Genomic DNA, 12,454 nt, shown 5'->3' with positions numbered 1-12,454 from the left:
TATATTAGCGCAATTCACAGTTTATTTCAACACTGTTTTCCTTTTATTTTTTTAAGGGCTTAATGCCTTGCTCTGTCTATAATATTTTGAATAGCCTCTAAAAGATGCTTATGAAAAGAAGCTTGGTTAATTTCTGGTGTTAATTCAACCAAACGAATACCATAGTCTTCTAATGGATCTTTCACATTTGGATTACGGATGTTAGACGGATAAATAGCCCAAGACTCATTTACACTTCTATAACTATTCCACGAACCTGGACTAGAATGTTCAAATAAGTAGGGAGATGTAACATTATTACGATAAGATAATAATTGTCGCATTGTATCATTTTGATTTCTTCCGGCAATTTTCCTATTATCCCATATATTCCAAATAGGTCGATATTTAAAGTCCATCATTATACTACCAATAAATTCCACTTGATTAAAAATATCTATACGTACGTCAGGACGTGTATGTAAACCATTCGTAAAAGAGGGATGATCTCGATCTGTTTCTTCCCTATTAACTGCAAGATGCTCATCATAGATTAAATGCAAAGTAATGTCATCTCTTTTAAAAATTATTGTTGTTCCCGCATCCAAAAAAGGTACACATATAGACTGTAAGGATTCTCTCGTGTTATAAATCCACCCGCTCTGTATGCAGAATCCAATGGAAGCCTCTTGCAGGCCTTTTATAATTTGAATAAATCCCCAAATTTCATATAATAGATCTGTTCTTTTCCAAAAATAATCATACTTGCTATCAAATGAAACGGAAACAGTATCATTCTTTAGCATACGGTACAAATGATATATCTGACGATAACGGTAATCGAGCTGTAATGTATAAGGAATACTCCTTGTTTCCTTGATGCTTACTTCTTGCATCCACTCAGCATGTAAGCTACTAGAACAAGTGCTTCGGATTCTTTTCATTGATTTTTCATAAATATTTAGCTGATCTAGTACTTTTTTCTTTAAACGAATTTGTTCATGTTCCTCTGTAAAGTATCTAGATCGTTTCTCTATTTCCTGCTTTGTATTTCTTTTATGGATATCAATATAATCCAATAGTTCATTAATTTCTTTAGTAATAAACCGTAAAATTTTTATTAGCCATTGGTTCTCCCCTAAGTCATAACTTCGAACATGTGATGGTTGATATACATAGTCCTTACTCTCTGGGTGTCGAGCCCGATATCGCACACTTTTGACATCAGAAGCTTTTGCTTTTCCTTGCTGAATAAGTGCATAGTGTTTTTGTATACGTATACGTGGCTTTTGTTGAATAGATTGGAGCGCTTGGCTCCATTTCCCATAGTTTTTTTGTATAATATATACCTTCCGCAAAACATGCAAGGGTAATGGCACATCGCTTCGAAAACCTACACTCGCATGTGAATGCACTAAATCTTGTGCTAATCCATGTAATGTATTTTCAATATCATCTCTCATACTAGTCCATTGAGATTCACTTATTTGTTTAGGCAATACTTTTAACCATGAATAATAAAATACATTGTTAACCACAATTTTTATACGATAGTAACCGGGTATAAATGGATAATAACCATCCATATGTGTATCTAAGTTTTTATTTCGATTTGTAACATTATCAAATAGTATTTGCGAAGCTCCTTCTGTTGGCGCTAAGTACACTTCCTCTCCGTACTCTTCTAAATACTTCATAGGCAAAGTATCTAGCCCATCCATATGAAAACGAGCTTCCCTGTCATTGCACTGAAAATCTACACTTAAGTATAAATTTTCTGTTACGACAACAGCATCATCAATAGGCTTTGTGTATAAATCAAGTTCATTTTTCACAAATGTCTTTACTTCGTTCGCAATCGTGTTTGATCCTCTTTTTTGATAAAAAATTACACTAAATGGTAAATCCATGTAGCTGTAACTCCTTCGCTTTACCTATAATTACTTTCTTTGATTTCTCAAAAGTATAAGAAGCGGGCATTAATTCTAAAGCATCTAACAATTGGCTATGAGTGACTTTCTTATCTTCATTGCTAAAGCGCCCTACTAGTTCAATATACTGCTCTTCTGAGCCACGTACCTTTGTTAAAATTCGTTGCACCACTTGCAAATCAAAGGCTTCTTCACGAGTGAGTGGCGATGAAGAAGGCAAGTTATTTAAAAATGAACTAATTTGTCGGACAATACGCCAGCCTACACCAAGATTGTTATTGCTATTTTGTAACGAATTATGTAATTTCCAAAGCAAATTAGATTCATCCTCTGTTAAAGTAATTCGACGTTCTTTACTCTTAAAGGTTTTATAAACATCAAATGAATATACTACTTCGTTTGCCGTCTCCATTCCACTTGCAATATCATTTAATCTCTCATCTTCCATTTGAAAAATATCTGCGTATGATTGCATAGTTAATGTAATAACATTAGCACGATCTAAAACTTTGTCCGAGAAATGATGCGTAGATTCATCCAAATTAACAGTCCCCACAAACATTACATTGCCACCAATACGCAAAGAAGGTGGATACTGATCATGATTATAAGGCTTTGTATAATCCTCATTATATAGCTGTATCACACGTTTATTTTCTTCTAGTTCAAGCACAGATAGAAATTGCGAAAAGTAGTGTTCTACTCGAGCTAAATTCATTTCATCAAAACATACTATATGCATGTCGCTAGGATGAGTATTAGCATGTCGCAATACATTTACTAATCCAGAATCACCTGCTCTATAAACATTATGTAGTTTATCAACATATCCAATAAGATCAGAGTCTTCTTGCCACGATGGACTTACAGGTATAAACAATAAATTATCTTTATTTAATTTTAATGCATTCGAATAACACTGCACTAATTTAGATTTACCTGTCCCACTCATACCAGCAAGTATTACAAGACTACCTGTTTTCATGGCTGTGTGGAAATTATATAAATCTTTTTGGTCATAATACAGGCCCATTTGTTTACACATAGCTTCAAACGCTCTCATAAACTCTTCCTCTTGATCATATGACGCTTGAGAAGCTTTATCTTCAAAATTTATTGGTTCTTTTTGTATTACAGGCTCTGTTACTGTTTCTTGGTTAATCTGATTCTTTTCATTAACCTCAATGGTTTCCCCATCTTGCTCGAGCTTAACTTGCAATAGATCGTACATCTCACTAGTTACAAATAACACATCATCTTTTATATACGAATCTAAAAGTGTATCAGTTGGTAGTGATATTTTATTTACAAAGTCATTATATGCATAAAACTTAAAGCCACCGTATGCTGTTTCATGTTTCTCAAAAGAACCGTAAACCGTAAACTTTGTTCCATCGTCGCTGCGCCACAACACCATTGTAGGCGTATCATCTTCTTCTTTCGAGATTTGTTTATTATCGCCTACCAATCTCTGATTTACTAACTGTTGCTCAAACATTTTTTGTGTACGATCAGTAGTCTTTTCTGAAAAGATAGGAATAGATTGTAAATATACTCCTTCTTTAAAATTATCAGCTTTTTTGTGAATTGAAATATTTTTAGCGGTATAATAGTCATCTAATGAGCGACCTCTTTTGTGTTCAATATTAAAAAATAAAATAAATCGATCTAAAAACCTTAATAACTCTTCCTTCCGCTCCTCATCACTTAAAGTAAGGTTGTCAACAAACCCCCATTGAGTTAACTCATCGGTAAAAAAACATACATCTTTCACGTCACGCGGAAAGTTTTCAGGCGGAATAGATATAATTCGAATGTAAAATTGTAAGTCACCATTCTTATTAACAATGATTCTTTTTATTCCTGATGAAGTTGCTATCTCCTTATCTGCTGTTAGTATCCCTGCAAAATCAATATTCCATTTAGTTGTTCCATACATATTGGTTTGGCTCCGTTTCCTCTAATTCAAGTCTTTTTAAGTGTTCTTTTACAGCAGTAAAATCCTCACAAACTTTTACTTTTCCACCTTCCAAATTATGATAAAGTTTATTCTCCTGTAATTCCAACTTATCTCGAAAAGAAAGTTCATACATTAAGACCCAAACTTCATCCATGTTCATTTTATTTAACTCATTACTTATCTCTTCTCCATCAACAAATGTAAAATCCAAGTATTCTCTTAAAAAGTGGGAAGTTTGTGCTGGTTTACCAATTACTAAAATCCTCATTCGCTCTTCTTTCGAAATTGCAGTTTCTCTTAACATTTCATTTATCCCTTTATTATTTGGTTCTGATTGAAACTCCTCTAATTTCTGATTTACAGTTACAATAATTTCTTCTAATTCTTTTCGCTCTTCGTTCCATTGGTTTTTATGTTCTTTTAATATTTTTATTTCTTTTTCAAATTGCTTTATTTTTTTTTCGAGTTGTAGGTTTTTTTGCACCAGTAGATCTTTTTCTTTGACTAATTCTGCGTGTTTTCCATTATATTCACTTAGTTTCAATTGAGCATCCTGTAGTTTTTTTTCTTCTTGTTCAATTCTAGATTTATAACTTATCTCACGTTTTTTATATTGAATTTCGAGTTTTTCCATTTTTTGTTCTAATTTCTTTATTCTTTTTTCTTCTTGCTTGACACTCTTAGTTCGATGATCATTTAGATTTTCTTCTGAATTTATTTTTTCAGCTTTTTTAGCACTCTCTTCAAACATTCCTTTCTCATTGAGTATTAAGTTTGAAATATCCAACAATTCATTTGCTTCCTCCTGTAAAGTTGCAAACAATTGACTTGCTTTTTTTTCCTCATTTTCACTAATGAGCTTAATTAAAATATTTACTGCACCATATACTTGACATACATCTACCAGTTCATTGATTTCCATTATCCCATATTTATTTTTACGAATTACTGATAAACTTATGTTTTCGAACCAGATTAACATTTTTTTATGTGCACTTTTTGTTAATAAATTGGCACTTAACCGAGTTCTATTTTGTTTGATTGCAGTTTTTGAATTTACTCGAAACCCCGGACAAACAATATTCTCCTTATTGTATATTTCATACAAAATATCACTATCCAACCTCGATATTATCCATTTCCAAATATCTTTTACCGCCATTATTCCGGCCTTCTTTCTCACTTAAATCGTATCAATTTTTTTGAGTGCGTAATATTAAATATTTAGTTTGACGAATTAGAATCAATGTTTTTCTTTCAATTGTTTATATACTTAGAGTTTTCAATCAATAAATTTAAATATAAAGGTTCATGCTTAATCAATCCTCTCCCACTATCATTAAAATTTTAGAAAAAAATACCTTTGTAGAATATTACAGTAAAGTATATAGGATATTAAGCTTACCTTCAACAAGTTTCAATCTTTCTCGAGTTAGATCTTTAAATAATTTCTCAGCCCTGTTTTAATTAACTGATATAAATTGAAGAAATGTATTTTAAATCTTAATACTTTATAAATAAGCTTATAAAAATAAATTCATTTTTTTGAACTCAACACTAGATGGATTTTGAAAAGATTTTTATGTGACTATGCTTTTCCTCTAAACAATTAAAGAGAGAAATTTCTAATAATTCATGGTACAATAATTGAAAATGCAAGAAAGTATAGTGATGTCCTGGAGGAATGTTTTTATGGCACCGAAAAACGGCACAGTGCAAGAAAAGAAATTCTTTTCAAAAGAGCTTAACGAGGAAATGACCTTGCTTGTTTATCTGCCGTCCAACTACTCCCCGCTTTATAAATACCATGTCATTATCGCACAGGACGGCCACGATTATTTCAGGCTGGGGAGAATCGGCAGACAGGTTGAGGAATTGCTGTCGAAACACGAAATAGACCGGAGCATTATTATCGGTGTTCCCTATAAGGATGTAAAAGAGCGCAGAAACACCTATCATCCGGAGGGTTCAAAATTTTCGGCGTATAAACGGTTCATCGCCCATGAGCTCGTTCCTTTTGCAGATGATGAGTATCCAACCTATCAGATCGGTTATGGCCGAACCCTGATCGGTGATTCGCTCGGAGCGACCGTGTCACTTATGACAGCGCTTGATTATCCGAATATGTTTGGCAACATCATCATGCAGTCTCCCTATGTTGACAAACACGTACTAGAAGCCGTAAAACAGTCAGACGATATCAAACACCTCTCTATTTATCACCAAATCGGAACAAAAGAAACTGACGTCCACACGACAGACGGGAACATTCTGGACTTTACAGAACCGAACCAGGAGCTGAAGCAGCTGCTGGAGAAGAAGCTTTCCGATTATTATTTTGAGCCATTTGACGGAGACCACAAATGGACATACTGGCAGCCGCTCATCACCCCGGCGCTGAAAAAAATGCTTTAACACTCTATCATACTTTATTTCCAGGAGGGACATAATATGAAATACGGAATCGTTTTATTTCCATCAAAAAAGCTCCAAGACCTTGCAAACTCTTACAGAAAGCGCTATGACCCAAGCTACTCTCTGATCCCGCCTCATTTGACGCTGAGAGCATCCTTTGAATGCGCGGAGGAGAAAGCGGATCAGCTCGTATCACATTTAAGAAACATCGCAAAAGAGTCCCACCCACTCGTTCTCAAAATGACAAAATACAGCTCATTTGCGCCTGTCAATAATGTCATTTACATCAAAGCAGAACCGACGGAAGAGTTAAAAACACTCAATGAAAAGCTATACACCGGTGTGTTGGCAGGAGAACAGGAATATAATTTCGTTCCGCATGTGACGGTCGGCCAAAATCTTTCCGACGATGAGCATTCAGATGTACTGGGACAATTAAAAATGCAGGAAGTGTCGCATGAAGAAATCGTTGACCGTTTCCACTTGCTTTACCAGTTGGAAAACGGATCGTGGACAGTATATGAAACCTTCTTGCTAGGCAGAGGAGAATAATGTTTGAAAGCAGTTATCGCAAAAAATGAAGACCAACTGAAAGATGCATTCTATGTAAGAGAAGAAGTCTTTGTCAAAGAACAAAACGTGCCTGCTGAAGAAGAAATTGACGAACTTGAAAATGAGTCAGAGCATATCGTCGTGTATGACGGTGAAAAGCCTGTCGGTGCCGGAAGATGGCGTATGAAGGACGGCTACGGCAAGTTAGAGCGGATTTGCGTACTGAAAAGCCACCGCTCAGCCGGTGTCGGCGGCATCATTATGAAAGCGCTCGAAAAAGCCGCGGCAGACGGAGGCGCTTCCGGTTTCATTTTAAACGCGCAAACACAGGCTGTGCCGTTTTACAAGAAACACGGGTATCGCGTGCTTTCTGAAAAAGAATTCCTCGATGCCGGCATTCCGCACTTACAAATGATGAAGGACTGAACGCATCCGGATCTTTTGAGATCCGGATTTTTACTGCACATAAAAAAAACCGTTCTCTCGTATGAACGGTTTTTTATACATATCGATTAATATATGTGCCCATTCCTTTTTCTCGCAATCTCTTATAAAGAGAGCGCTTACGTTTCATCTCGTTTACTTTTCTTTCAGCGGCCGTTTGATTCTCCTGCTGCTTTTCCAATTCTTTGTATACCCGCTGAAACGGGACATAGCTGATTTTTTCGGTTCCGGCATAATCCTGCTTATGTCCAATCGTTCTATTAGCATATTGAGCGTATTGCTGGTTCTGAATTTGACCTGCATATATCATACAATACCCACCCCTCTGCTGTCTCTTTTCCCTTAAACTTACTTTTTGAAACACATTTCTTTTGATATGATAGTCATTGTCTGTAATGAACACCTTTTGATTGGGAGGACCCCTTTTTGAAATGCGCCCGACTGAATGATAGAATCATACATTTACATACATATTCGAGAGAACATTATCAATTCCTCTTTGAAGAGGGAATAAAAGGACATTTATTTTGTTCTCATTGCGGAAAGCCCGTTTTGTTACGGCTTAACATCGCCGATCCGCCAGAGTTTATCCATCGCCAGCCAGGCGATTTTCCGGCATGTGAGGAGGCGTGCGAACCGAAGCCCTCTAAAGAGGGGAAAAAAGAAGATGATCAGGAATCTGGTGTCATTCGTTTACCCAAGGGAAAAGCGATCGCCGCTGACCCGTCCCCAGCTGTTACAGAATGGCACCGTCCTAGAAGCATTAAACCAAGAACACTATTTGTGCCAAAAACAATAGAACCCGATACGAGCCTTTTTCCGTCTGTCGGTTTAAACACGGATCAGCTGAAAGCTGTCACGGAAACAGAGGGCCCGCTGCTTGTGCTTGCAGGTGCGGGGAGCGGAAAAACACGGGTGCTGACAGCCCGTGCCGCCCACATGATCGAACACTTAGGCATACCGCCTGAAAATATGCTGCTTGTCACCTTTACAACAAAAGCTGTCGCTGAAATGAAAGAGCGTATGGCCAACCAGTACGGATTACAGCCGGCAAAAGTCAGAAGACTTGTGACAGGAACATTCCACAGTCTGTTTTATAAGATCTTGTATCACTCTAATTCTGCTAAATGGAACGGTGAGCATCTGCTGAAAATGGAGTGGCAGCGGGAACAATATATCAAAAAAGCACTCTATGAAGAAGGCATCGATGAGAAAGAATTCCCAGTTGACCAAGCTCTGCAGCAGATCGGTTTTTGGAAAAACACTTATGTCCCAAATGAACGCATCCCTCTAAAAGATGAGTGGGAAAAACAAGTTTATCGTTTATATGAACATTATGAACGCCAGAAAAAAGAACACAGCCAATTTGATTTTGATGACATGGCTTCAGCCTGCTATGAATTGTTTATCGAGCGGCCTGACCTTCTGGAACAATATCAATCTCGGTTTACGTATATCTTAATTGATGAGTTTCAGGACATTAATCCGGTTCAATACAAAATCATGCAAATGCTCGCCAGTCCGGAGCAAAACCTGTGCTGTGTCGGAGACGATGACCAGTCCATCTACGCGTTTCGCGGAAGCAATCCGTCTTTCATTCTTGATTTTCAAAAGGATTATCCGGGAGCGAAGACGATCTATTTAACTGCGAACTACAGGTCTACGCACCCGATCGTCTCTAGTGCTGATATCGTTGTGAAAAAGAACAAAAACAGATATGCCAAAACGCTTGAAGCGGCCCGCGATGACATTCAGGTCCCTGTGCTGTTTTATCCTTATGATGAAGAGGAAGAAGCCACAATGGTCGTTTCCGATATCAAAGAAAAAATTCAAAATGGAGCCAGTCCAGAAGACTTTGCGGTTCTTTACCGCACAAACAGCGGAGGCCGTGCTATATATGAAAGGCTTCATCAATCGTCAATTCCGTATACAGCTGACCGCGGCGTCCAATCGTTTTACAGCAGACGGATCGTCCGCCAGATTCTCGCCTACTTGTATGCCAGCCAAAATGAGGATGACACCGAGGCGATTAAACATTTGCTTCCCGCCTTGTTTTTAAAACAGTCCGCTTTGAATACGCTGAAGGCGCTCTCGATTACAGAGGACTGTACCATGATCAAAGCGCTGGCCAAATTGCCTGATCTGAAGCCATTCCAGCTGGAAAAAATCAAGAAAATCGTACCGTTTTTTGCAAGCCTCCGCACGATGAAGCCCGTAGAAGCCATCACCTTTGCAGAAGGAAAAATGGGCTTCTCCGAGTATTTAAAAAAGCGGGGCAATGAGGGCAACAAGCTAGAAAAAGGTTCCGATGACCTGCGCGACATCAAGGTTGTCGCCAAGAAGTTCAAAACGATTCCTGACTTTCTTGCCCACGTAGACCATATGAGGGCCGCTGAGAAAAACAGAACGGATGAACATGGCGTTCAGCTGATGACCATTCACCGGTCAAAAGGCCTTGAATTCAAAACAGTCTACGTGTTAGGCACTGTAGACGGCTCGATTCCGCACGATTTCTCATTAGAAACGGCAAGAAAAGGAGACGAGGCCGCTCTTGAGGAGGAAAGACGTCTTTTATATGTAGCCATGACCCGGGCGAAACAGCATTTATATTTGTCTTGCCCCGCTAACAGGCGCGGCAAAACAGCCAACCGCTCAAGATTTTTGTATCCCCTGCTACAGAAAGCAAGACAGCCCTTGCATCATTAACAGCCCGGCAGATTACTGCCGGGTTTTTACTGTAAAAAAAGGCCCGCTGCAGTGAGTCAGCCAGGCCATCCACTTATTTATTATCCATCATTTTAGAAATCGTGCCAAAATCAAGCTTTTCTTTTCCGCTTGTAATAGATTCCACAATTTTATCTTCTAATTCTTTTGGCACGCGTCTGTTTGCCATCTGCGCTACGCGGTTAATCACACTGCGCACTGTATTTTCATCTTTAAAATTAGCGTTTTGGAGTGATCCGGCAAGATTCATTACATCCTGCATCTTCACACCTGTTTTCTTTTCGATGTTCTTAAAAAATTGATTATCCATAATGCGCCTCCTTTTGGCGGAGTAATACGGTATTGTATGAATGCACATAATACAATGTGCTTTTCCAACATTTTTAAAAATAAACACAAGGCAAGGAAGCACGGGTTATAACCCGTACTTCCTCAATACATCTTAAAAGAAAGATGCACCTACGATGATGAGGAGAATGAATAATACGACCAACAAAACAAATGTTGAACCATAGCCGCCGCCGTAACCGCCAGCATAACCGCCATAACAGCCGCCGTAGCCGCCGCCGAATCCGTATCCAAAGCCCATAGATAAGCACCTCCTTTACTCTCTATACACTATGTGAGCTGATTGGATCGGCTTGGATATTCGCATAGGGCGTTTGCGGATTTATGATTGATCATATTGAGCTTGATGTTTCTTAAGTAAGGCCTCCGTTTTTTCAGCCAGCTCTTCAATCTCATCTTCAAATTCCAGACCGGCTTTATCAAATGCATCCAAGTCTTTTCTGATACGGCCCATCGTGTCTTCATACTCTTTTTGCTTTTGTTCGTGTGGTTCATATCTTCCTTCTATCCATTTTTCAAACTCATTCACTTTTATCCCCCCGCTTATGATATATGCTGAGCGAGGCCGCTCCGTTAAAAAACAAAAAACCGGAGTTCTCCGGTTTCTTTGCCAGGCTATTGAGGCTTTTTCTTTTTATTTCCGCACCCGCAGCCTTTCTTTTTTATCTTTTTTGATTGATACGATGAATCTGTATATGGAGATTTTTGGGAAGGTTTATTATGTTGGTTCATTTTGTCCCCTTCCTTTCCTTATGTCATATATGCTACTTTATGCTGATGCTAGTGAAAAGTTGCTGGTGGTAACGCCTCATTCTTGTAGCCATTTTGATACGAGCGTTTCTATGATGCCGGCAAGGCCGGCGATCGCCAAAAGTAAAATCAGCCACTGCGCCGCTTGCGGGATCAACGCTTGGCATAAAATCAAAAAGCCGGCGCACCACACGCCTGTGCACCAATAGCAGCTCAGCAATTCACCAATAAACGCCCTGACACCGGTTCCCTTAATCACGATATAGGTTTCAATGTTCCCGTCCGCATCCTTTTCTTCCTTCTCTTCATGAAACAGACTGCGAAGCGGCGCCATAATCGTGTCAAACACCAGCAGGCGGGCGAGCCGAAAGACCGCAAGCGATAGAAGAACAATTGTCAGCCCATTTATAACCACTCGTTCACTCCTTTGCCAATCATGATCCCTTCACATATATGCGAAAACCCTATTCTTCATGAATTGTATCTTGTCCGGCAGAAAATTGGTTATTTTTATTATTCCGCTCTGCACCCCATTTGCATTATATAGAGTATGGATAAGAAAGGAGTGAAGGTTATGTCATTTGAAACAAAAATTGAATCCCTGCATCCTGACATATTTGAGCAATTATCAAGCGAATTCGAGCAGCAGATCGAAGTGATTGATTGCGAAAATATCACAATAGATACGTCACATATAACAGCTGCCCTTTCTATACAAGCCTTGGTTACAACATTGATTATCCTGTTGACACAGCTCGTTATTGCCGACGAGGACTTGGCCGACACAGTAGCAAGCGAAATACTCATTCTTGATAACTCTCAAATCAAAAAAAGAACCATCATTAAAATTATCAACAGCCGAAACATCAAGATTACTTTGTCTGCAGACGAAATAATAACCTTTGTACAAATCTTGCTTCAGGTGTTAAACAGTATGCTCCTTGAATTCGACATCCTTTAACCCTTTCTTTTCACAAACTAAAAGTTGAGGTGAGAACAAATGTCAGATAACGATAAAATCAAAGAAGAGCTTGAAAAGCTCCCAGAAGTTGATCCAATGATGAAAATGCTGGTCCAAAACATATTTGTAAAACACGGCATCACAAAAGACAAAATGAAAAAAGTATCAGATGAAGAAAAAGAAATGCTTTTGAATATGGTAAAAGACCTGCAAGCGAAATCAGCGGAGCTAGCTGAAAAACACAAGAAGAAAAAAGAAGAAGAAGCCGTACAAGAGCAAAAGAGCGATAAACCGCTTAGCCGCAGAGAGCAGCTCATTGAACAGCTCAGACAAAGACGGCAAAACAATAACAATTCAAATTAATCATAAAAAATAGGGCACATCATCAAG

At 38.4% G+C, this 12,454-nt stretch carries 14 protein-coding genes; 6 read left to right on the top strand and 8 right to left on the bottom strand.

The window, feature by feature from the left end; genetic code table 11:
* Positions 1-59: 59 nt before the first annotated feature.
* Genes MKY10_RS06360 through MKY10_RS06350 form a run of 3 tightly spaced genes read right to left on the bottom strand, consistent with a single transcriptional unit; the run spans position 60 to position 5,032 of the window.
* On the bottom strand, positions 60-1,889 hold the full coding sequence (locus MKY10_RS06360; RefSeq protein WP_048655263.1) for a DUF2357 domain-containing protein: 1,830 nt from the start codon (positions 1,887-1,889) through the stop codon (positions 60-62).
* Entirely contained in the window at positions 1,873-3,849 is a 1,977-nt protein-coding gene (locus tag MKY10_RS06355) for an AAA family ATPase (RefSeq protein ID WP_044052559.1), read from the bottom strand. The genes MKY10_RS06360 and MKY10_RS06355 overlap by 17 nt, the downstream gene beginning before the upstream one ends.
* Positions 3,833-5,032, bottom strand: a complete 1,200-nt coding sequence (locus MKY10_RS06350; RefSeq protein ID WP_048655262.1) for a hypothetical protein — start codon at positions 5,030-5,032, stop codon at positions 3,833-3,835. Before MKY10_RS06350 ends, MKY10_RS06355 begins: the two co-directional genes overlap by 17 nt.
* A 530-nt stretch (positions 5,033-5,562) precedes the next feature.
* On the opposite strand from MKY10_RS06350, the gene MKY10_RS06345 reads away from it, so the two are divergent.
* Genes MKY10_RS06345 through MKY10_RS06335 form a run of 3 tightly spaced genes read left to right on the top strand, consistent with a single transcriptional unit; the run spans position 5,563 to position 7,263 of the window.
* A complete protein-coding gene (locus MKY10_RS06345) occupies positions 5,563-6,285 on the top strand; it encodes an esterase family protein (RefSeq protein WP_015252332.1) in 723 nt (240 codons plus the stop codon).
* 36 nt (positions 6,286-6,321) lie between these two features.
* Complete coding sequence (locus MKY10_RS06340) at positions 6,322-6,837, top strand: YjcG family protein (RefSeq protein WP_003232861.1); 516 nt, start codon at positions 6,322-6,324, stop codon at positions 6,835-6,837.
* Between the two features lie 3 nt (positions 6,838-6,840).
* The gene (locus MKY10_RS06335; RefSeq protein WP_015252333.1) at positions 6,841-7,263 is read left to right on the top strand and encodes a GNAT family N-acetyltransferase; all 423 of its coding nucleotides are present in this window, start codon (positions 6,841-6,843) and stop codon (positions 7,261-7,263) included.
* Positions 7,264-7,336: 73 nt separating this feature from the next.
* Here MKY10_RS06335 and MKY10_RS06330 read toward each other — a convergent pair whose 3' ends face one another.
* Positions 7,337-7,591 carry a hypothetical protein gene (locus MKY10_RS06330; protein WP_003232866.1) on the bottom strand — a complete coding sequence of 85 codons (255 nt, stop codon included), beginning with the start codon at positions 7,589-7,591 and terminating at the stop codon, positions 7,337-7,339.
* Between the two features lie 116 nt (positions 7,592-7,707).
* Here MKY10_RS06330 and MKY10_RS06325 point away from each other — a divergent pair, with 116 nt between their 5' ends.
* Positions 7,708-9,987 carry an ATP-dependent helicase gene (locus tag MKY10_RS06325; protein WP_339226307.1) on the top strand — a complete coding sequence of 760 codons (2,280 nt, stop codon included), beginning with the start codon at positions 7,708-7,710 and terminating at the stop codon, positions 9,985-9,987.
* Between the two features lie 73 nt (positions 9,988-10,060).
* Here the strand turns inward: MKY10_RS06325 and spoVIF are convergent, their stop codons facing one another.
* From spoVIF to yjcA, 4 genes are all read right to left on the bottom strand, one after another.
* On the bottom strand, positions 10,061-10,315 hold the full coding sequence (gene spoVIF / locus MKY10_RS06320) for a sporulation-specific transcription regulator SopVIF (protein WP_003232870.1): 255 nt from the start codon (positions 10,313-10,315) through the stop codon (positions 10,061-10,063).
* Between the two features lie 132 nt (positions 10,316-10,447).
* The gene (yjcZ, locus tag MKY10_RS06315; RefSeq protein ID WP_015252337.1) at positions 10,448-10,594 is read right to left on the bottom strand and encodes a sporulation protein YjcZ; all 147 of its coding nucleotides are present in this window, start codon (positions 10,592-10,594) and stop codon (positions 10,448-10,450) included.
* An 81-nt stretch (positions 10,595-10,675) separates the two neighbouring features.
* Positions 10,676-10,882, bottom strand: coding sequence for a hypothetical protein (locus MKY10_RS06310; protein WP_017695696.1), 207 nt, complete (start codon positions 10,880-10,882; stop codon positions 10,676-10,678).
* A gap of 279 nt (positions 10,883-11,161) precedes the next feature.
* Positions 11,162-11,518, bottom strand: coding sequence for a sporulation protein YjcA (gene yjcA, locus MKY10_RS06305; protein ID WP_014476457.1), 357 nt, complete (start codon positions 11,516-11,518; stop codon positions 11,162-11,164).
* Positions 11,519-11,677: 159 nt separating this feature from the next.
* Here yjcA and MKY10_RS06300 point away from each other — a divergent pair, with 159 nt between their 5' ends.
* Both MKY10_RS06300 and MKY10_RS06295 read left to right on the top strand, forming a co-directional pair.
* Positions 11,678-12,064, top strand: coding sequence for a spore coat protein (locus tag MKY10_RS06300; protein ID WP_029726269.1), 387 nt, complete (start codon positions 11,678-11,680; stop codon positions 12,062-12,064).
* 39 nt (positions 12,065-12,103) lie between these two features.
* Entirely contained in the window at positions 12,104-12,427 is a 324-nt protein-coding gene (locus MKY10_RS06295; protein ID WP_015252340.1) for a hypothetical protein, read from the top strand.
* Positions 12,428-12,454: the final 27 nt, after the last annotated feature.

Origin of the sequence: Bacillus sp. FSL P4-0290, assembly GCF_037975435.1 — a bacterium.
GTDB classification, from domain to species: domain Bacteria; phylum Bacillota; class Bacilli; order Bacillales; family Bacillaceae; genus Bacillus; species Bacillus subtilis.
This window is presented reverse-complemented; position numbering and strand designations above follow the sequence as displayed.